General features: G+C 69.8%; 18 protein-coding genes. 6 read left to right on the forward strand and 12 right to left on the reverse strand.

Going from position 1 to position 19,274, the window contains the following annotated elements; genetic code table 11:
* Positions 1 to 168: 168 nt before the first annotated feature.
* On the forward strand, positions 169 to 2,241 hold the full coding sequence (locus AB0395_RS13220; RefSeq protein ID WP_366280250.1) for a prolyl oligopeptidase family serine peptidase: 2,073 nt from the start codon (positions 169 to 171) through the stop codon (positions 2,239 to 2,241).
* 104 nt (positions 2,242 to 2,345) lie between these two features.
* Here the strand turns inward: AB0395_RS13220 and purU are convergent, their stop codons facing one another.
* The 4 genes from purU to AB0395_RS13240 are packed head-to-tail and all read right to left on the reverse strand — an operon-like array spanning position 2,346 to position 7,747.
* Positions 2,346 to 3,200, reverse strand: a complete 855-nt coding sequence (purU, locus tag AB0395_RS13225; protein WP_366280253.1) for a formyltetrahydrofolate deformylase — start codon at positions 3,198 to 3,200, stop codon at positions 2,346 to 2,348.
* A 55-nt stretch (positions 3,201 to 3,255) separates the two neighbouring features.
* Positions 3,256 to 5,652, reverse strand: coding sequence for an FAD-dependent oxidoreductase (locus AB0395_RS13230; protein ID WP_366280254.1), 2,397 nt, complete (start codon positions 5,650 to 5,652; stop codon positions 3,256 to 3,258).
* A gap of 34 nt (positions 5,653 to 5,686) precedes the next feature.
* The gene (locus AB0395_RS13235) at positions 5,687 to 6,610 is read right to left on the reverse strand and encodes a LysR substrate-binding domain-containing protein (protein WP_366280256.1); all 924 of its coding nucleotides are present in this window, start codon (positions 6,608 to 6,610) and stop codon (positions 5,687 to 5,689) included.
* Positions 6,611 to 6,643: 33 nt separating this feature from the next.
* Positions 6,644 to 7,747 carry an aminotransferase class V-fold PLP-dependent enzyme gene (locus AB0395_RS13240; RefSeq protein ID WP_366280259.1) on the reverse strand — a complete coding sequence of 368 codons (1,104 nt, stop codon included), beginning with the start codon at positions 7,745 to 7,747 and terminating at the stop codon, positions 6,644 to 6,646.
* A gap of 161 nt (positions 7,748 to 7,908) precedes the next feature.
* On the opposite strand from AB0395_RS13240, the gene AB0395_RS13245 reads away from it, so the two are divergent.
* Positions 7,909 to 8,847 carry an inorganic phosphate transporter gene (locus AB0395_RS13245; RefSeq protein WP_366280262.1) on the forward strand — a complete coding sequence of 313 codons (939 nt, stop codon included), beginning with the start codon at positions 7,909 to 7,911 and terminating at the stop codon, positions 8,845 to 8,847.
* Positions 8,844 to 9,476, forward strand: a complete 633-nt coding sequence (locus AB0395_RS13250) for a DUF47 family protein (protein WP_366280265.1) — start codon at positions 8,844 to 8,846, stop codon at positions 9,474 to 9,476. The genes AB0395_RS13245 and AB0395_RS13250 overlap by 4 nt, the downstream gene beginning before the upstream one ends.
* 67 nt (positions 9,477 to 9,543) lie before the next feature.
* On the opposite strand, the gene AB0395_RS13255 is transcribed toward AB0395_RS13250, so the two are convergent.
* Positions 9,544 to 11,139, reverse strand: coding sequence for an alkaline phosphatase family protein (locus AB0395_RS13255; RefSeq protein ID WP_366280268.1), 1,596 nt, complete (start codon positions 11,137 to 11,139; stop codon positions 9,544 to 9,546).
* 168 nt (positions 11,140 to 11,307) lie between these two features.
* Between AB0395_RS13255 and AB0395_RS13260 the strand changes: the two genes are divergently transcribed.
* Positions 11,308 to 11,766 carry an NUDIX domain-containing protein gene (locus AB0395_RS13260; RefSeq protein WP_366280270.1) on the forward strand — a complete coding sequence of 153 codons (459 nt, stop codon included), beginning with the start codon at positions 11,308 to 11,310 and terminating at the stop codon, positions 11,764 to 11,766.
* 792 nt (positions 11,767 to 12,558) lie between these two features.
* Here AB0395_RS13260 and AB0395_RS13265 read toward each other — a convergent pair.
* Positions 12,559 to 12,774, reverse strand: coding sequence for a DUF397 domain-containing protein (locus tag AB0395_RS13265; protein WP_366280272.1), 216 nt, complete (start codon positions 12,772 to 12,774; stop codon positions 12,559 to 12,561).
* A 26-nt stretch (positions 12,775 to 12,800) separates the two neighbouring features.
* Positions 12,801 to 13,649 (reverse strand): helix-turn-helix transcriptional regulator, encoded by an 849-nt coding sequence (locus AB0395_RS13270; protein ID WP_366280403.1) that lies wholly within the window; start codon positions 13,647 to 13,649, stop codon positions 12,801 to 12,803.
* Positions 13,650 to 13,845: 196 nt separating this feature from the next.
* Between AB0395_RS13270 and AB0395_RS13275 the strand changes: the two genes are divergently transcribed.
* Together AB0395_RS13275 and AB0395_RS13280 are read left to right on the forward strand one after the other, a co-directional pair.
* Complete coding sequence (locus AB0395_RS13275; protein WP_366280274.1) at positions 13,846 to 14,133, forward strand: hypothetical protein; 288 nt, start codon at positions 13,846 to 13,848, stop codon at positions 14,131 to 14,133.
* A complete protein-coding gene (locus tag AB0395_RS13280) occupies positions 14,130 to 14,687 on the forward strand; it encodes an ATP-binding protein (protein ID WP_366280277.1) in 558 nt (185 codons plus the stop codon). Before AB0395_RS13275 ends, AB0395_RS13280 begins: the two co-directional genes overlap by 4 nt.
* Positions 14,688 to 14,815: 128 nt before the next feature.
* On the opposite strand, the gene AB0395_RS13285 is transcribed toward AB0395_RS13280, so the two are convergent.
* The 5 genes from AB0395_RS13285 to AB0395_RS13305 form a co-directional block, all read right to left on the reverse strand.
* Positions 14,816 to 15,982 carry an FAD-dependent oxidoreductase gene (locus tag AB0395_RS13285; protein WP_366280280.1) on the reverse strand — a complete coding sequence of 389 codons (1,167 nt, stop codon included), beginning with the start codon at positions 15,980 to 15,982 and terminating at the stop codon, positions 14,816 to 14,818.
* Positions 15,979 to 16,593, reverse strand: coding sequence for a helix-turn-helix domain-containing protein (locus tag AB0395_RS13290; RefSeq protein WP_366280282.1), 615 nt, complete (start codon positions 16,591 to 16,593; stop codon positions 15,979 to 15,981). The genes AB0395_RS13285 and AB0395_RS13290 overlap by 4 nt, the downstream gene beginning before the upstream one ends.
* A gap of 181 nt (positions 16,594 to 16,774) precedes the next feature.
* The gene (locus tag AB0395_RS13295) at positions 16,775 to 17,593 is read right to left on the reverse strand and encodes a citrate/2-methylcitrate synthase (RefSeq protein ID WP_366280284.1); all 819 of its coding nucleotides are present in this window, start codon (positions 17,591 to 17,593) and stop codon (positions 16,775 to 16,777) included.
* Positions 17,590 to 18,360, reverse strand: a complete 771-nt coding sequence (locus tag AB0395_RS13300; protein ID WP_366280288.1) for a CoA-transferase — start codon at positions 18,358 to 18,360, stop codon at positions 17,590 to 17,592. Before AB0395_RS13300 ends, AB0395_RS13295 begins: the two co-directional genes overlap by 4 nt.
* Positions 18,357 to 19,265 carry a CoA-transferase gene (locus AB0395_RS13305; RefSeq protein WP_366280290.1) on the reverse strand — a complete coding sequence of 303 codons (909 nt, stop codon included), beginning with the start codon at positions 19,263 to 19,265 and terminating at the stop codon, positions 18,357 to 18,359. Before AB0395_RS13305 ends, AB0395_RS13300 begins: the two co-directional genes overlap by 4 nt.
* Between the last annotated feature and the right edge of the window lie 9 nt (positions 19,266 to 19,274).

A 19,274-nucleotide genomic window follows, 5' to 3' on the forward strand; every position in this document is an offset into this window, starting at 1 on the left:
CCAAGTTTGGCTTCTGCATCGTCGTTCCCGCCACCCATAAATAACTGGAGGGACGCCTGGTACGTTTTATGCCCGCATTACCAGTTCTTAACTCCTCTCTTCAAAGATCGAATACGCCGCCCGCGCAATGGCTCCGACTTGCCTCTTCCAGGTCGTAGGGTTCCTGCCATGACCCGACAGCCATACCCGCCCGCCGGCCGTGATGACCTCGTCGAAGAGCTCCACGGCGTCCCCGTCGCCGACCCCTACCGATGGCTGGAAGACCCGGGGAATCCGGCGACCGAGGAGTGGCTGGCGGCTCAGGAGAAGCTGTTCTCCGTCGAGCTGGAGACACTCCCCGGCCGCGACGCGTTCAAAGCGCGGGTCACCGAGCTGCTCAGGTCCGGCTCGATCGGCACACCGGTCTGGCGCGGCGACCGGCGGTTCTTCATGCGGCGTACCCCGGACCAGGAGCACGCCGTCCTCTACACCGTCGATCCGGGCGGCGCGGAGCGCGCTCTGCTCGACCCGATGGCCCTCGACCCGACCGGGCTGACCACACTCGACTCCTGGCAGCCCGACAAGGAGGGCAGGCTGCTCGCCTACCAGGTCTCGGTCGGCGGTGACGAGGAGTCCAGCCTCTACCTGATGGACGTCGCCTTCGGCGACCGGATCGAGGGGCCGATCGACCGCTGCCGCTACTCCCCTGTGGCGTGGCTGCCCGGCGGCAAGGCTTTCTACTACGTGCGCAGGCTGCCCTCGACCGAGGTGCCCGAGGGCGAGGAGCAGTTCCACCGCCGGGTCTACCTGCACCGGGTCGGCACCTCGACCGAGGAAGACGTGCTGATCTTCGGTGACGGCATGGAGAAGACCAACTACTACGGCGTCGCGGTCTCCCGCGACGGCCGCTGGCTGCAGATCTCCGCCTCAAGAGGGACGGCGCCGCGCAACGACCTGTGGGTGGCCGACCTGTCGGGCTCCTCCCCCGAATCCCCTGACCTGGTCGTCGTCCAGGAGGGCGTCGACGCGCAGACCGCGCTGCACTTCGGCCGCGACGGCAGGCTTTACGTCTTCACCGACCGCGACGCCCCCCGCGCGCGAGTCTGCGTCGCGGATCCGGCCAGGCCCCAGGCGGAGCACTGGCGTGACCTGATCCCGCAGGATCCGCAGGCCGTGCTGACGGATTTCGCGATCCTCGACGACCTGGACCGCCCCGTCATGCTCGTCGGCTGGACGCGCCACGCGATCAGCGAGATCTCCGTCCACGACCTGGCGACCGGCGAGCGTGTCGGAGAGGTTCCCACGCCGGGGCTGGGCACGATCGGCGGCATCGTCGAGCGCCCCGAGGGGGGTCACGAGGCCTGGTTCGGTTACACCGACAACACCACCCCGCCGACCATCCAGCGCTACGACGCCCGCAGCGGTGAGACGACCCTGTGGGCCGCCTCCCCCGGCGCCGTCGAGGTGCCCGCCGTCGACACCGCGCAGGTGACCTACCGTTCGGCGGACGGTAGCGAGGTCCACATGCTGGTGATCACCAAGCCGGGCGCCGAGGGCCCGCGCCCCACCATCCTGTACGGCTACGGCGGGTTCGGCATTTCGATGACGCCCGGCTACTCGGCGTCGATCCTGACCTGGGTCGAGGCGGGCGGCGCGTACGCCATCGCCCAGTTGCGCGGCGGCGGTGAGCAGGGCGAGGAGTGGCACCGCGCGGGGATGCTCGCCAACAAGCAGAACGTCTTCGACGACCTGCACGCCGCGGCGGAGCACCTGATCGCCACCGGTGTGACCACCTCCTCGCAGCTGGCCATCTCCGGCGGCTCGAACGGCGGCCTCCTGGTCGGCGCCGCCCTCACCCAGCGCCCCGAGCTGTACGCCGCGGTCGCCTGCTCCGCGCCGCTGCTGGACATGATCCGCTACGAGCTGTTCGGCCTGGGCGCCACCTGGAACGTCGAGTACGGCTCGGCCGAAAAACCCGAGGAGTTCGCCTGGCTGCAGGCCTACTCGCCCTACCACCATGTCCGCGAGGGTGTGTCCTATCCGGCGACGCTGTTCACCGTCTTCCAGTCGGACACCCGGGTCCACCCGCTGCACGCCTGGAAGATGTGCGCCGCCCTGCAGCACGCGCAGGCCGCCGAGCGGCCGATCCTGCTGCGCAACGAGGCGGAGGCGGGCCACGGTGCCCGCGCGGTCAGCAAGTCCGTCGAGCTCGCGGCCGACCAGCTCACCTTCCTCGCTCACCACACGGGTCTGACCGCCTGACGGGGTCCCGGCGAGGACGCCGCCACGCGGGGCCGCCACAACGGCCCCGCGTGAGCGGGCGGCCAAGGACAACGGGGACAACGGGGACAACGGGGACAGCGAGGTCAGCGAGGGAACACGATGGTCTTGTGGCCGTCGAGGAGGACACGCTGCTCGGTGTGCCACCGGACGGCGCGGGCCAGGGCCTGGCACTCGACGTCGCGGCCGATGGCGGCCAGATCCTCCGCGGAGTGGGTGTGGTTGACCCGGGCCACCTCCTGCTCGATGATCGGACCCTCATCGAGAGCCGCGGTCACGTAGTGGGCGGTCGCGCCGATCAGCTTCACACCGCGCGAGTGGGCCTGATGGTACGGCTTGGCCCCCTTGAACGACGGCAGGAACGAGTGATGGATATTGATCACGTTTCCGGCGAGCTTGACGCAGAGGTCCTCCGACAGCACCTGCATGTAGCGGGCGAGCACCACCAGGTCGGCCTGGTAGTGGTCGACCAGGGCGAGGATCTCCGCCTCCTGCCTCGGCTTGGTCTCCGGGGTGACCGGCAGGTGGTGATAGTCGATGCCGTACGACTGGGTCAGCGGCCGCAGGTCGGGGTGGTTGGAGACCACGCCGACGATCTCGATGTCGAGCAGGCCTGAACGCGTCCGGTAGAGCAGGTCGTTGAGGCAGTGGCCGAACTTGCTGACCAGCACCAGCACCCGCTGCCTGACCGCGACGTCCCGCAGCTTGAAGTCCATGCCGAAGTCGGGGGCGAGCGCGGCGAAGGCCTCGCGGAGGGCGGCGTCGGGAAGCGGCGAGGAGAACTGCACGCGCATGAAGAACCGCTCGGAGTCGGGATCCCCGAACTGCTGGCTCTCGATGATGTTGCAGCCCCGCTGGGCCAGGAGGCCGGAGACCGCGGCCACCACACCGGGACGGTCCGGACAGGACAACGTCAAGACGAACTGGGCTTCGGAGCTCATCCGATCTCCTCGCTCAGCCGCTGGTAGCCCACGCCGGGCCTTCTGACTCGCTCTTTCATGCCTTCACTCTCGAAGAGGTCGGATCATACGGCGCCTTCACACCGACCTGGGCAGAGTACAGCGAGTCACCCACCTCCACCTGCACCGTGCCCCTCGCCAGGCCTCCCGTCGTGTCCACCACACGCTCGCCGGCGAAACCGAGGGCGACCGCGCGGCCGAGCGTGGGACCGTAGGCGGCCGAGGTGACGTAGCCCGTGGGGACACCGTCGGCGAGCAGTCGCTCGCCGCCCCACAGACGCACGCCGGGATCGTCGACGACGATCGAGACGACGCGGCGGGCGGGCGTGTCCAGGGCCGCCGCCGCCCCGCGGAAGGAGCCGTCGGCGCGGCAGGCGAACGTCAGGCCCGCCTCGGCCGGGGTGACGTCCGGGCCCAGCTCGCGGCCCCAGGCCCGGTAGCCCTTCTCCAGGCGCATGGCCTCGAGGGCGTAGTAGCCCGCCTGGGTGACGTCGCCCGCGGCGAGCAGCGTCTCGTAGACGGTGACCGCGAACTCGGCGGGAACGTACAGCTCCCAGCCGAGCTCGCCCACGTAGGTGATGCGGGTCGCGCGGACCGTGGCGTACCCGATGTCCACCGTCCGCGAGGAGCCGAACGGGAACGCGGAGAAGTCGGCCTTCGAGACGCGGCTCAGAAGTTCCCGCGACTTCGGGCCCATGACGCCGAAGACCGCGTACCCGCCGGTGACGTCCACCAGTTCGGCCCGTGCCCCGCCGATCCCCCTGGAGATCACGTCGAAGTCGCGGACGCCCTGTGCCGAGCCCGTGACGAGCAGGTATTCGTCCCGCGCGACCCTGGTCACGGTCAGGTCCGACTCGTATCCCCCTCGCTCGTTGAGCATCCCGGTGTAGACGCACCGTCCCGGCTCGACGTCGACTTCCGCGGTGCAGAGCCGGCTGAGCACCTCGCAGGCGTCCCGCCCCTTCAGGGTGAACTTCGCGAACGACGTCTGGTCGAACAGCGCGACCCCTTCGCGGCAGGCCCGCACCTCGGCCTCAACCAGCGGCTCCCACGCGGGCCTTGCGAAGGTGTACGGCGCGGCGGCCCCGAAGTAGTTGACGCGTTCCCAGCCCATCTTCGCCCCGAAGCGGGCGCCCGCCTCGCGGAGCAGGTGATGGACCGGGGAACGACGCAGCGGCCTGGCGCTCTCCAACTCGCGGTTCGGCCAGGCCATGGCGTAGTGCAGGCCGAGGGTCTCCTTGACCCGGTCGTGTAGCCAGGTGTCGTTGCCCGCCCACGGGGCGAAGCGCCGTAGGTCGGCCGCCCACAGGTCACGGGCAGGCTCGCCGTTGACGATCCACTCGGCCAGGGCCATGCCCGCGCCGCCCGCCGAGGCGATGCCCGCGGAGTTGAATCCCGCGCCGACGAAGAAGCCGCGCAGCTCGGGGGCCTCGCCGAGCAGGAACATGTTGTCGGGGGTGAAGCTCTCCGGGCCGTTGTAGAACATCCGCACCCCGGCGTCCTCCAGGGCGGGGACGCGGTGGATCGCGTTCTCCATGAGGATGGCGAACTGGTCCCAGTCCTCCTTCAGGAGCTGGAACTCGAACGGCTCGGGGATGCCGTCCATGCCCCACGGCTTGGCGTCCGGCTCGAACCCGCCGACGGCCAGGCCGCCGACCTCCTCCTTGTAGTAGGTGTAGCCGTCGGGGTCGCGCAGCACCGGCAGGTCGGGGTGCACCCCGGCGATCCGCTCGGTGACGATGTAGTAGTGCTCGGCGGAGTGCAGGGGCACGGTCACCCCGGCGAGCCCGCCGACGGCCTTGGCCCACTGTCCCGCGCAGTTGACGACGACCTCGGTCTCGATGTCGCCCCGGGTCGTCCGTACCCCGCTGACCCGGCCTTCCCGTGTCGCGAACCCGGTGACCTTGACGCGTTCCACGACCTGGACGCCGCGCCGCTGGGCGCCCCTGGCGAGGGCCTGGGTCAGGTCGGAGGGGTTGGCCTTGCCGTCGCCCGGCAGCCAGACCGCGCCCACCAGGTCGTCGGTGCGCATGGCGGGCCACAGCTCGCCCGCCTCCCTGGGCGAGATCAGCTCGCACTCGACGCCGAAGCTCCGCGCCGCGGCCGCGGTCCGCCTGAGCTGGGTCATCCGCTCGGGAGTCCGGGCAACGCTGACGCTGCCGCACCGCTTCCAGCCGGTGCCGAAGCCGGTCTCCCGCTCAAGGCGAGCGTACAGCTCGGTGCTGTAACGGATGAGGCCGGTCATGCTCTCGGTGCCGCGGAGCTGGCCGACCAGCCCGGCGGCGTGCCACGTGGTGCCGCAGGACAGCTGTCCCTGTTCGAGCAGCACGACGTCGGTCCAGCCGAGCTCGGCCAGGTGGTAGGCGACGCTGCAGCCGACGATGCCCCCGCCGACGACGACCACCTGGGCGCGTGCGGGAAGTGCTCCGCTCACCGGGCGTCCGCCCCGTGGCGGGGTTGGCTGCCTGTCAAGAGATGCTCCTCAGACGGTTCTGTCCCGGCCAGCTGCGCACGCCGCGCAGCAGGGTGATGAAGGCCTGCTCTGCCGGGCCGAGCAGGCGGTCCCTGCGGTGGGCGAGCACGATCGGCCTCGGCTGGGGGGCGGGGGCGATCTCCAGCACGGCCAGCCGCCCGTCGGCCAGCTCGCGCTCAACGCAGTGCTCGGAGACCAGCGAGACGCCGAGTCCCGCTGCGGCCGCCTGCTTGATCGTCTCCGGCCCCCAGATCTCGGTACGGCGCGCCTCGTCGAGCGCCCACGTCTCCAGCGCCTGCTCCTGCAGCTCCCTGGTGGACGAGCCGGGCTCACGGAGCAGGAACCGCTCCCCGGCCAGCTCGGACGGCTCCGCCGTACCCGCCTGGGCGAGGCGATGGCCGGGCTCGGTGATGAGCACCAGCCGGTCCTGGAGGATCGGCTCGCTCACCAGCTGGGCGGCACCGGGCTCGCCCGCGAGCACGGCCACGCCGATCTCGCCGTCGACGAGCTGCTTCTCCACCTGCTGGCCGTTGCCCACGTAGATGCCGACCTCGATGCCGGGGTGCCGCTCGCGGAAGACGGCCAGCAGCGGCGGCAGCAGGTAGGTGCCGACCGTGGTCGTCCCGCCCGCGACCAGGGTGCCGGTGTGCAGGCCCGAGACCTGCCGGATCGCGCTGACCGCCTCGTCGGCGAGGAGGAAGACCCGCTTGGCGTAGGCCAGCATGACCTCGCCCTCCGGGGTGAGCCGGATCCGCGCGCCGCTGCGGTCGATGAGGGTCGCCCGTAACGACTGCTCAAGCTGCCGGACCTGGTGGGAAACCGATGGCTGGCTCAGGTAGAGCTTCTGTGCGGCGGCCGAGAAGCCCCCACACTCGACAACGGTCATGAAAATCCACAGGCGATGCAGATTGAGCTGCAACGTCGTCCTCCCTCACCCCGGTGACGGGGGCTGTCACACGCCGCGAGCGGCGTCTATCGACGCGCGGAGCGCGTCCTCGAGCTGTTCCAGCCGGTGCCAGGGGATCTCGCCCATCGTGCAGATGCGGAAGAAGTCCGCGGAGAGCCTGCCCTGACCGGCGTAGATAACGTAGCCGCGCTTCTTCAGCTCATCATGAAGGGCTGCGTACGTGACGTTGTCCGGAAGGTGAATCATTGTGACGGTATTTGAACGATATGGATCATCAACGAGCACCTTCAGGCCGAGCCGCTCGAACTGGCCGCGCACCAGAGCCGCTCGCTCGCGGTAGAGCCTGGTCCTGGCCGGGAAGCCGCCGCTCTCCTCGAATTCGGCGATGGCCTCGTCCAGGGCGTAGCAGACCTGAACGGCCGGGGTGAACGGCACGTCGCCCTTGCGCTGGCCCTGCAGGTAGCTGGCCGCGTTCAGGTAAAGGGACCTGACCGGCACCTCGGTGATCCGCCTCAGGGACCTCTCGCCGCACAGGATGAACGACATGCCGGGCTGGCCGTGCAGGCCCTTGTTCGCGGTGCCGCAGATGACGTCGCCCGCGACCTCGGCCAGGTCCTGGTCCTCGATCGCGGTGCCGCTGATCGCGTCGATCACGAACAGGGCATCGGTGCGCGCCACGATCTCGCCGATCTCCCTGATCGGGTTGATCAGGCCGGTGGTGGTCTCGTGGTGGACGCAGACGACCGCGTCCACGTCGTCGTGCTCGGCCAGCGCGACGCGGACGGCCTCGGGGTCGGCCGGGACCGTCCACTCGGCGCGGACCTCGTGGAACGGGATGCCGTGCGCGGCCGCGATCTTGATCATGCGCTCGCCGTAGACGCCGTTGTTCACGATGAGCACGGAACGGCCCTCGCGGACCGAGCTGATCACCGCCATCTCCATGGCGGCGGTCCCCGAGCCCGTGACCAGCAGCGCCTCGTGGGTGCCCGCCAGGTTCAGACAGCGCGGGAGCCCCTCCCGGATGCGGGACAGGAGCTCGGTGAACTCGGGCTCGCGGTGGCACAGGTCCCCGCGCAGCAGGGCGTCCTTGACCCGCTGTGAGGTGCACGCCGGTCCTGGGTTCAGCAGAATGAGCTCTTCGTCCATCATCCACTCGATCTTTGGGTAGGCATGTCCGTATCGGTGCACTGCGGACGCTACCCGGGGAGCCCGAACGGTGGCAGCCGTCATTCGCCTATGGACCCCATAGCCGAACCGGCCTTGTCGTTCACCGTCCATTCAGCCGGGTCCACTCGACGGGATGTGGAAGCGTGAGCCTGATCGCCCTGACGTCACTCGCCGGGCTGTTCTCGGTCGTCGCCGGGATCAACGACGGCGGCGCGCTGCTGGCGACCGGCCTGAAGATTCCCAGCGTCCGGCCGCTGACCGGCCTGACCGTCCTGATGGCCTCCGTCGCGCTGGTCCCGCTGGGGACCTACCGGGTCGCGGCGACCTTCACCACCCGGCTGGCGAACCTGAACGGGCCCGGCGGCCAGGTCGCCACCGTCGTGGCCGTGCTGTGCGCCCTGGCCGTCGTCACCTTCCTCAGTGGCAGGGGAAGGCCGACCAGCCTGACCCTGGCCGTCGTCGGGGCCCTGACCGGCGCGGGTCTCGGTTGGGGGCTGCCTGTCTCGGCGGGCGTCGTGCTGTTCGTGCTCACTGTCGCGCTGGCGGCGCCGTTCGCCGGGGGGCTGCTGGCCGTACTGGTGAGCCGGCTGCTCACGCTGCCCGCGAACGGTGGCGCGCTGCGGCAGTGGCACCGCGCCGGGTTCACCCTGCAGTGCCTGGCCTACGCGGCCAACGACGGGCAGAAGATGCTGGCGATCTTCATGCTCGCCCTCGGTTTCCAGGGTGCCCCGCTCCCGGTCTGTCTGGCCGTCGCGGTGCTGTTCGGCGCCGGCGCCCTGTACGGCCTGCCGCGTGCCGGCCGTACCCTCAGCCGGGAGATCATCGTCTCCCGTCCCCTGCACGGTGTGACCGCGGAGCTGGCCAGCGGCACCGCGGTGGTCGGCTGCGCCGCGATCGGCGCGCCGGTGAGCATGACCCAGACGATCGCGGGCGCGCTGATCGGGGCCGGGGTCGCCGACAGCGTCGGCCGGGTCCGCTGGCATGCCGCGACGAAGATCGTCCTGGCCTGGACGCTGACGCTGCCGCTGAGCGGGCTGCTCGCCGCGGCGGCCGCGCTCATCGTCAGAGGGGTGGTCTCGTGAAGCGGCTGCGGCGGATACGCGACCTGATGACCGGGCGGATGGACGGCGGGCTCACGAAGGCCCTGATCGGGCAGCTCGAGGCGACCAAGGAGGGCGCCTGGCTGGCCATGGCCATGATCGGCGGTGACATCGAGCGCAGCGACGCCCACGCGCGGATGCGCGCCATCGAGCACCGGGGCGACACCGAGCGGGCCCGCCTGGCCGAGGAACTGTCCGGCTCCCTCGTCACGCCGATCGACCGGGAGGACCTGTACCGCCTCTCGCGCTCGATCGACGACGTGCTCGACTCCCTGCGCGACTTCGTCCGCGAGTCGTATCTGTACCGCGTCCCCGACCAGCGCCGCTTCGTCCCCATGCTCGACCAGGCGATCGTCGGCATCGAGGCTCTGGAGACCGCGGTCGGCGACCTGGCCTCCCGCCCGGCCACGGTGGCCGAGGACGCCCTGGAGGCCAAGAAGGCGGCCGGGACGCTGCGCCGGATGTACCAGTACGAGATCGCCCGCATCTTCTCCGGCGAGATCAGCTCGGAGGCGGTGAAGGAGCGCGAGCTGGTCCGCCGCCTGGAGATCGTCGGCATGGCGATCGGTGAGGCGGCGGACGCCATCGCGGACGGCGCGATGAAACGCTGAGGCCGGACGAGCCGCGGGCCGTACGGGGTCTCCCGTACGGCCCACGGGTCAGAGCTGAGCGGACGGGTCAGGAGACGCGAAGGTCGTCGATGGCCCAGTACCAGTTGTTGCTGGCGTCGTAGTAGCGGAAGCGGACGGTCATCGTGGAGGCGCCGGAGGGAACGGCGACCGAGAGGGACTCGGCCTGGGAGACGGCGTCGGCGGTGTAGCTCTTCACGACCGTGGTCGGGCCGCCGTCGAAGGAGACCAGGACCTGCGCCTTCTGGGTGCCCTCCTGGCGGTAGTGGGTGACGTAGGAGATCTTCGCCGTGGTACGGCCCGCGACGGAGTACGGCGCGCTGACGAGGGTGGAGTTGTAGGTGCCGGTGCCGTGGGAGGCGTCGTCCCACTCGTCGGAGTCGGCGACGGCGAACACGCCACGGCCCCTGACGAACAGCTCGCGCCACTGGTCACGCTGAGCCCTGGACCAGAACTCGTCGGTCGTGAACGACCAGCCGCGCCACTCCTCGACACCGCCGGAGGGCAGGCCGGTGTTGTCCACCGACCAGCCGGAGGGCGCGGTGTGGGTGAAGCCCTTGACCGTGGCCGGGATACCGGTCTCGCCGACGCGGGTGCCGAGGGTCAGGCCGTCGAAGGGGTCGGTGGCGCGCACCGCGACGGACTTGCCGTCCAGGCCCGCGGGGAGCGGGAGGTGGAGCTGGGCGAAGGCGGTGGCGGCCACGTCGACGAGGCGGGTGTCCGAGGGGGTGGCACCCGCGGCGATGCCGGGCCCTGAGGCGAGGACGAAGGTGCGGCGCTCCTCGATGGTCGAGCCGCCGTGGCCGCCCGCGTCGGTGTGGCCGTGGTCGGTGCCGACGATCACGGTCCACCGCTCGCTCGCGTAGGTGGGACGGGCCCTGACCGCGGCGAGGAGGCGGCCGATCTGCCCGTCGATGGTGCCGATCGCGTTCAGGTAGGCCTGGCTGCCCGCGCCGCTGCTGTGCCCGACGATGTCGATGTTGCCCAGGTAGACGAAGGCGGCGTCCGGGTTGCGGTCGCGGAGCACCTGCTCGGAGACCTGGGTGAGCCGCTCGTCCTCCGCGGGGTATCCGGCGGTGTCACCGTCGAGGACGATCCGGGCGTCGATGGCGGTGCCGAAGGTGCCCTGGTCACCGAGGGGCTTCCAGTCGACCGCGGCGTAGGTGGAGAAGGCCGGGTTGGTCCCCTCGACGCGGCTGAGGAAGTCGGGGTAGAGGTCGTAGCGCTTGCCGGTGAAGGTGTTGTCCTTCACCTTGTGCTTGTCCGGCCACACGCCGGTGGCGATCGTCGACCAGCCGGGGCCGCTGGAGGTCGCGGCCATGGGGTTGGTGTAGAGCAGGCTCGTCCCGAAGGTCCCGCCCGCGATCAGGGAGTCGAGGTTGGGCGCGGTCGCGGGGGCGATACGGTCGTAGCGCAGGCCGTCGAGGCCGATGACCAGGACCTTGTCCGCGCTGGTGCCGTTGGGGACGTTGGGGACGGGGAGCGGGGCGGCCAGGGTCGCCTTGCTGTTCAGGACCTTCTCGGGGGACGGGGCGGGGGTGACCGCCTGGGAGGCGGGCGTGCTCGGCTCGGCCAGGGCCGCCGTCGCCGGGACCAGGATCGTGGCCATCGCCGCCGTCGCCACCACCGCGTTGCGTAAGCGCATGAACATCCTCCTCGCTGGGGCCGGAAATTCCGGCTCTGCGCGAGGATCTCCGGCACGGGTGATCACGCAAAGGCTGGCAGGTTAACAATGAGCTTCGCAGGTAATCGCGTTTTTCAATTGGCGCTATAGGCGTATTGAATGAATAGATGGTGATAACGTCCGGGATTTATGAGCGATTCTGAGGTAAGCGATCGTCCCGCCGCCCGGGTGGTCTGCGTGGCGGGTGACGGCCGGGTGCTGCTGATGCACTGGCGCGACCCGGTCGGCGGCAGGACCCTGTGGGAGCCGCCCGGCGGCGGGATCGACCCGGGCGAGACGCCGCTGGAGGCGGCACGGCGGGAGCTGACCGAGGAGACCGGCCTGCCCGGTACGGCGGTGCTCGACCGGTGGCTGCCGGTGCACAGGGAGTTCGACTGGCTCGGCGTCCACTACGTCAAGACCGAGCGGTTCTACCTGGCCAGGTTCGACGGCACGCCCCTCGTGGACCCGGGGGCGTTCACCACCGAGGAGAACGACACCTACCTGGGCCACGGCTGGTTCTCCCCCGAGGAGATGGCCGCGCTCCCCGACGCTCTGGAGCCCCCGGACCTGGTCGAGGTCGTGTCCCGGATCGTCCGGCTGGGATAGCTCCCTGTGGGACGGTTCCCAGCCCACACTGTTTTCGGTTTTGGGTCGAAGTCCCCGGTGTGTTTCCCGGGGTGACTGTTCTGGGGGTTGCGCTTCGCGGTTTGGCCCGGTTGGCGGATGTTCGCTGTTCGCGCTGCGGGGGGCGGGTGGTCCGGCCGGCCGTCGTTGGTCGCGCTCTGGTGCTTTCAGGCCTCCGGCCTGGCGGGCGTGGGGGTTTCTGTCCTTTTATACGCCGGCCGGACCACCCGCCCCCCTCCGCGCACGACTTGCCCCACCGTACGGCGCGCGGACCGTAGTCGCTCCCTTTCCGACTGCCCAGGGGGCTCGGGGTGGCTGAAGCGATCCGTGGGGGGTTCGGTTCAGGGCTGATCGCCGTAGCTGAAGCTCCTGTGCGGGAAGGAGCGCAGGGCTGAGGTGAAAAGCTGCCCCTTAAGAAGGGCCTCCCCACCCGTGGAGCACCAGCTTCGGTGAGGCGAGTGATGCCCACCCAGTCCGGTGTGCGGCTTCCACTTCATAGGTTGACGCTTGGCCTGGGTCGTCATCCGTAATCATGCTGACGCCGTACCAGCCGTCGACGACACCTTGGGAGCACGTCATCGGACTGGGCGTCTCCCGATCCTCAGCCTCCACCTCTGCGGGAGAGAGCCGGGCCTTCCGGAGGTGGTGGGGGCCGCTCGTGGTTGCCCACTGTGTCGCCCAGGATCGTTGCCTTGGACCCGCCAGGAAAGCGGACATCGAAGCGAACATCGAAGCGGGCGTTCTCGTCGATGTTCCTGACTGCCCGGATGCGCGTCAAGGCCGTGCGTCGAAGCCTCCGGCCTTGAGGTGGTCGAGGAAGTCGGCCCAGGCCGCCGGAGAGAAGACCAGTTCGGGGCCATGCGGGTCTTTGGAATCGCGGACAAGGCGACGGTCGCCGGTATAGGCGATTTCAACGCAGTTGCCGCCGTTGGTGCTGAGGCTACTTTTGCGCCAGGCGACGGGAGTCGGGTCCGTGTTCGAGGCAGCCATGTTCCTCCTTCCTGGGTCAGTATGGGTTATTTTCTGATCATTGAGAAGACAAGGGTTGCTGTCTCCTGGGCAGAAAGCGCTTGAGCAGTCAGATCGTTAAACATGTCGGTATATACGTCCAGCTCGTCGGCGTCTTCGAGGACGAGGCCACTCATAGCCTGTTCGATGTAGACGAGCGTGGGGTCCGCCGAGTCTGGGAACTCCAAGATGACGAACGGCCCGTCCATCGCCGGGTGGGCTCCTGTCCGGAACGGCAGGACCTGGATTGTAATGTTCGGAAGCTTGCTCTGCTGGAGCAGGAAGGCAAGTTGATCGTTCATTGTTCTCGCGTCGCCCACCTCCCGTACCAGTACCGCTTCGTCCAGTACGGCGTGCAGCCGGACCGGATTGTCGCGACTCAGGAGTCGTTGGCGTGCCAGGCGAACCTCGGCTTTCTCCTCGATGCGCGCCGAGTTGGACCTCGTAGCCGTCGCCTCGATCACCGCTTTGGCATATGCCTCGGTCTGTAGAAGACCTGGAATCACCTGTGCTTCGTAGGTGCGGATCACCGCCGCGTCGGACTCAAGACCGATGTAGGAGTCGAAACCGGTCTTCAGTGTGTCTCGGTGGCGGTGCCACCAGCCTTTCTGTCGCGATTCGCGCGCCAACGTGATCAATTCCTGCCGAAGCGCCTCTTCCGTGACGCTGTAGTGATCGAGCAGGTCACTGACATCGCCATGGTGAACGCTCACCCGGCCTGTTTCAATGCGCGAGACCTTGGTCGCGGACCAGCCCAGGAGGGTGGCCACATCGGTTCCGTTGAGACCGGCGGCTTCTCGCAGGCGTCGCAGCTCAATCCCGAGTCGGCGACGCCGGGCAGTGGGGCTGATGGGCATCGTCACCCTTCCGGTTGGATCTCATAGCTTCGCAAAGCCTGTCTGCCTGCGCAAACACAATCCATTCGAGATTTCGCGCAAACGCAATTGCGTGTACGCACTTGCTCAGGCATGCTCTGAGCGTACGGCATGTAGCTGTAAGTATCTGTCTGGTGTCAGAAAGTAGTCTGAATCACTCAAATCGGAAGGGCTGGCCATGAAGTCGTGTGATCCGCAAGAGCAGTTCGATCATCTGGTGCGGTTGGGACGGGATCTGCACCGGATCGGGGTGGGCACCACGCTGGTGCTGCCGGTAACCGGTCAGCCCGTCCTGGAGGTCGTCTCGATGGGCAGGACCAGAATCCGGGTGGTGGTGGTCCGGCGGGCGCGGGAGTGGATGTTCATCTGGCGGCCATGGTGGGCGCGGATCTGGATGCCGGGTTCGTGGGTGTGGGCCGAGGCCGACAACGCCGCCGACATCGTCGCCATGGCGGCCGCCGCATGACCCCGCCTCCGCCCCCATTCCCGCTCTCGGCCACGACCGCGCGGGCCGCCTGCCGCTACGAGCGCCACCGTGCGGCCTCACCCCGCTGGGCCGTGCTGTTCCCCCTGGGCCACGCCGAGTTCCCCGGCACCCCCGCCTCGGTCCCCACCGCCCGCCGGTGGGCCCGCGACCTGCTGTCCGGCAGGCTCTCCGACACCACCCTCGACGACGCCCTTCTCCTGCTCAGCGAGGTCGTCACCAACGCCGTCGTCCACTCCGACTCGGGGCGTGAGCCGTACGGGTCGGTGACGGTGTGCGTGGCGCTCTCGAACGACCACGGCGACAGCACGGTTCACGTCGAGGTGATCGACGACGGGTCGGATGACAGCCTGCCGTTCGTCCGCGCGGCGACGACCGACAGCGACGGCGGACGCGGCCTGCTCATGGTCGAACTGCTCTCGGCCCGCTGGGGCGTCCACCACGACGACGAGGCGGGCAACGCGGTGTGGTTCCACCTGCCGGACGGGCCGGACAGGACAGGGGCGCGGGACACGGGTAGTGGGCCGGTCACCTGAGCCCTCCAGGTCGCTCGTCGTCCATCGGCACCGGCCAGGTCCGCGTACTCCTCACCGTCCCGGCGCCTGGGGAAGGCAGGCGGATGAGGAGGATGGGATGGAGCCGGGAGAGGTGGCCGGACTCGCTCTCATCCCGCGGAGGGGACCACGCTGGCGCCCAGGCGCCTGAGGGAGTGACCCATCAGCGGCCTTCCTCCGGGAAGGTCCGCCAGGCCGAACAGGCGGTTGCGCAGGGCGATCCGCCACGCCTGGTGCGGAACCGTCCAGCCCGCGGTGCTCCTGCCTGCTGCCTGCTTGCGCAGCACGAAGGGGCGCATCCGCCGTTCGTAGCGCTCCAGCGCGGAGCCGACGTCCGCTCCGAGTAGTTCCGTGGCCAGCGTGTGGGCCCCGCCCATCGCCATCGACGACCCCTGGCCCGCCATGAGCGAGACGGCGTGGGCGGCGTCGCCCAGCAGGGTGACCCTGCCCCTGCTCCACGTGGGCATGCGGATCTGCGCGACGTAGTCGTAGTACGGATCCTCCGGGCACTGCTCGAGCATCCTGTCGACCAGGGGGCCCAGCCCTCGGTAGACGCTCAGTGTCTCCGCCCTGGGATCGGTGGGCAACGTCATGGCCGGGCAGGCGTGGATGAGGGAGGCCGCCAGGGCGCCGTTCCCCGTCGGGTAGAACCCGGCCTGCCGGTCGGGCACGCCCACCAGGACGAACCTCCTGCCGACCTCCTCGGCGAGTTCGGCGTCCTGGAACAGGTAGGACACGGTGTGGTAGCCCAGCGAGCGCAGGAACGCCTCCTCCCCGCCGAAGACCAGCCGCCGGACCGTGGAGTGGATGCCGTCGGCGCCCACGAGGAGGTCCGCCCTGCGGACGGTGCCGTCGGTCAGCTCGACCTCCACGCCCGAGGGGACGTCGTGGACGGCCTCGATGCCGGTGCCGTACAGGATCGGGAGGTCACGGGGCAGCGCCGAGCGCAGGACCGCCTCCAGGTCCCCGCGCATGAGGCTCAGCACCCGGCCGCCGAGCATCTCCTGGAAGGAGGCGTAACGCAGGCCGCCGACCCGTCTGCCGCGCCTGTCCGCGTAAGTCAGCTCGGCGATGTCGGCGGCGACCTCGCGCAGCTCGCCGAGGATGCCCATCCGCTCGGCCACGTCGTAACCGGAGCCGAAGAAGTCCATCATGTAGCCGTCCGAACGCGGCGCCGCCGCCCTCTCCACGACGGCCACCTCGGCGCCTGCGCGCTCCAGCCACCAGGCCAGGGTGAGTCCGGCTATTCCCGCTCCGCAGATCATGACCTTCATCATCGCTCCGCTTCCCGGGCGAACAGCCCGTTCCGGTAAATGGCCAGCACCTCGTCGGCCCAGCGGGCCGCTCCCTCAGGTCCAAGGGGGTCGACGCCGAGCACGTCGGTGAGCTGGTCCCGCAGGAGCAGCAGCATCAGGTCGTTGACCATGAGGAAGGCGGTGCGGACCGGCGGGTCATCGCCGGGCACGAGCACACCGCGCGCGATCAGGGCGTCGGCGGTCGCCTGGCTGGCGGCGAACCAGCGTCGGAACACCTCCGTGCCCGCGGGATCACCCGACAGCAGGAGACGGCGCAGGTAGCGCGAGACAGGTGAGTCCGGCGGCAGTTCCCTCAGGAACACCTCGGCGAACGAGGCGCCGTCCACGGGGTCGAGCTCACCGTCCGCCACCCGGGAGAACAGGCCGTCGAAGATGGACGCCACGTACGCGTCCACGGCGGCGCGCAGCCGTTCCTTGGAGCCGAAGTGGTGGATGACAAGGCCCGGCGAGACCCCCGCGGCCGTGGAGATCTGCCGGACGGTCACCGAGTCGGGCCCGAGCGCCGCGAACAGTTCCAGGGCACGGTCCCGGATAACGGCCTTGGCGGTCAGATCATCATGGGCTGAACACATGTTTAGGATACTAAACACATGTTCAGCTCAGATCAAGTGAACGGAACCCGGCCGTCCGGCGGGCGCCGCCCCCAGGGTGCGGCGCCGCGTGCCGGCACCGATCAGGTCCGCGTCACCACCCGCCGTACCGGCGACGACGGGAGCCCGCCTTCACCGGCGGGCGGGGCACCGCCTGGGCGCCTCACCCGAGGGAGCGGTCGGCGGGGCCGTCATAGTGGTCCGGGCCCTGCATCGACAGGTCGAGCGGCTGGACCATGTGCGAGTTGGACGAGGCCCGCCAGCCCTTCTCCCGGGTGGCCTCCTCGATGGAGTGGGCGCACAGTGAGAGCGAGCGGCAGACGATGAACAGGGCCTTGAGCTGGAGCGGCTCGTATCCCATGTCCAGGCCGATGCAGCCCATGGCGCCGGGGCCGTTGATCCAGATGCGGCGGCCGAAGACCTCCTCCGTCGCCTCCTCCATCGCGCGGGCGACGGCCACGTAGCGGCCCGAGACGCCGAGCTCGTCGGCGAGGCCGAGCAGACGGACGGTACGCGGGTCACGGATGTGCTGGGCGTGGTGGAATCCGGGCATCCGCTCACGGCGCTCGCGCATCTCGGCGACGACCTTGGCCGCGGCGTCCGCGTCGCTCAGCCCTTCGCGCACGGCCCGCTCGGCCACGGCCAGGAACAGCTCCGCGGGACGGTCGGCGGTGCCGTGCAGACGGCCGATGCCCGCGACGCCCGCGGCCACCGCGGAGTTGAGCTCGGCGCCACCCGAGGTGGCGAAACGGACCGTGGCCGAGGAGGGCGACATGGCGTGCTCGGCCATGTTCACCATGATCGCCTCGGTCATCCTGCCCACCTCGGGCGTCGGCAGCTCACCCCTGAGCACCAGGTGGAAGTGCTCGCCGAAGGTGATGTTGCCGGTCAGCTCGTTGACGTCGTACCCGCGGACGACGATGCGGTCCTTGTTCTTCCAGGCGATCGCCGTCTCCCAGGCGAACGGCTTCTTCTCGGTCAACGGAGTTTCCTTTCGGGGAAGTAGACGCACGCCGGGTCGAGTTCCTCGCGCAGCAGGCGCAGGTCCTCGGGAGCCGGCGGGACGACGGTGGTGAGATCGGGGGAGAACAGCGGGGTGAACCCGGTGTTGTCCAGCACGGCCCGCTCCGTGGCACCGGGCATCAGCGCGGTCACGGTGAGAGCGGAGTCCTCCGCCTCCATGACGCACAGGTCGGTGACGACCTTGACGGCCAGCGGCGGCAGCCCGGCCGCCGCGCGGGCTCCGGGGCCCGACAGGAATCCGGGGCTGGTGACGTAGTCGCAGCGCGCCGGGAAGCGGCGCCGCTCGTGGTCGGTGAGGACGACCACCTGACGGCAGTGACTGGCGATGTCGTTGGCGCCGCCGCTGCCGGGCAGCCGGACACGTTCCCCGCTCTCGCGGGGCACCCAGGTGGAGTTGATGTTGGCGTACTCGTCGACCTGCGCTCCACCGAGGAAACCGGTCCGCACCAGACCTCGCTGGACCAGGCCGCCCAGTGCCTCGAACAGCGACCCGTGACGGGAGGCGCCGTGCATCAGGCGGGGGTCGACCACGGAGACCGGGGTCGGCACGACCCGGGGGAACATCACGCCGGACTCGATGACGAGCTTGGCTCCGGGAGCGTGGGTGCGCTGGGCGAGCGTCGCGGCGAGCAACGGCAACCCGGTCCCGACGATCACCAGGTCGCCGTCCCCGATCTGCCGCGCCCCCTCGACCACGAGCAGCTCACGCGGGGTCGGCCCGCTCATACGAGACTCCTCATCTGGTCGGTCAGCAGCGCCCTGAGTGAGCCCTCCGGGTCACGGAGGCTCAGGAAGGCGTCGAAGTCGGCCCCCGCGTACACGTTCGCGGCGAGCCAGTGGCGCAGTTCCCCGTCACCGGCCCGGCCGAGCGCCTGGTACTCCTTGATCTCCGACTCGGCGAAGTCGTAGGCGCGGTACACCGAGGTGGGGAAGGCGCCGAACGGCTGCTCGACCACGGCGGAGACGTAGGCCTCGGGGATCGTGACCTGCTCCGGCCGGTCGGCGAACGACCCCGCCGGGACGATCTCCTCGGCCGAGACGATCGTCACCCTGGCCGCCCTGACCATGTCCACCTCATGCGAGGTGACCCCCTCGATAACGACATTTCCCGAAATATCAGCACGGTTCGCGTGGATGATCGCCACATCCGGGATCATCGCCTTCAGCAGAACCAGGGGACTGCCGCTCCAGGGGTCGACGTCCTGCCTGGCGTAACCGGCCGCGACCATGTCGGTGAGCAGGTCGGTGCCGAGCAGGCTCCTGGTCGGCAGGTACGGCAGGCCGAGCGCCCCCGCCGCGAACCGGGTGGCCATGGCCAGGTGGCTGTGGTCGCCCACGCTCACCTCGCCGCGCTCGACCGCCCGCCGCCAGGCGAACAGCGTGCCGTACCGCTCCAGGTTGCCGGTGCCCTGCTCCGTCCTGGCCACGAGCCCGGCCGCGACCAGCATGTCCAGCGGCAGGGAGAGGTTGCAGCCGACCACGGTCAGCCCGCCGACCCCCTGCCGGATCACCTCGTGGACCAGGGCCATCGGGCAGCGGTTGATGTTCTGCCCGCCCATGCCTACCACCGCGCCCGGCGTGACGAAACGTGCGACGGCCTCGGCCGCGGTGGTCACCTTCTCCGCCGTCATCGACGCCTC

It is taken from the genome of Streptosporangium sp. NPDC051023 (assembly GCF_040689595.1).
Lineage (GTDB): Bacteria > Actinomycetota > Actinomycetes > Streptosporangiales > Streptosporangiaceae > Streptosporangium.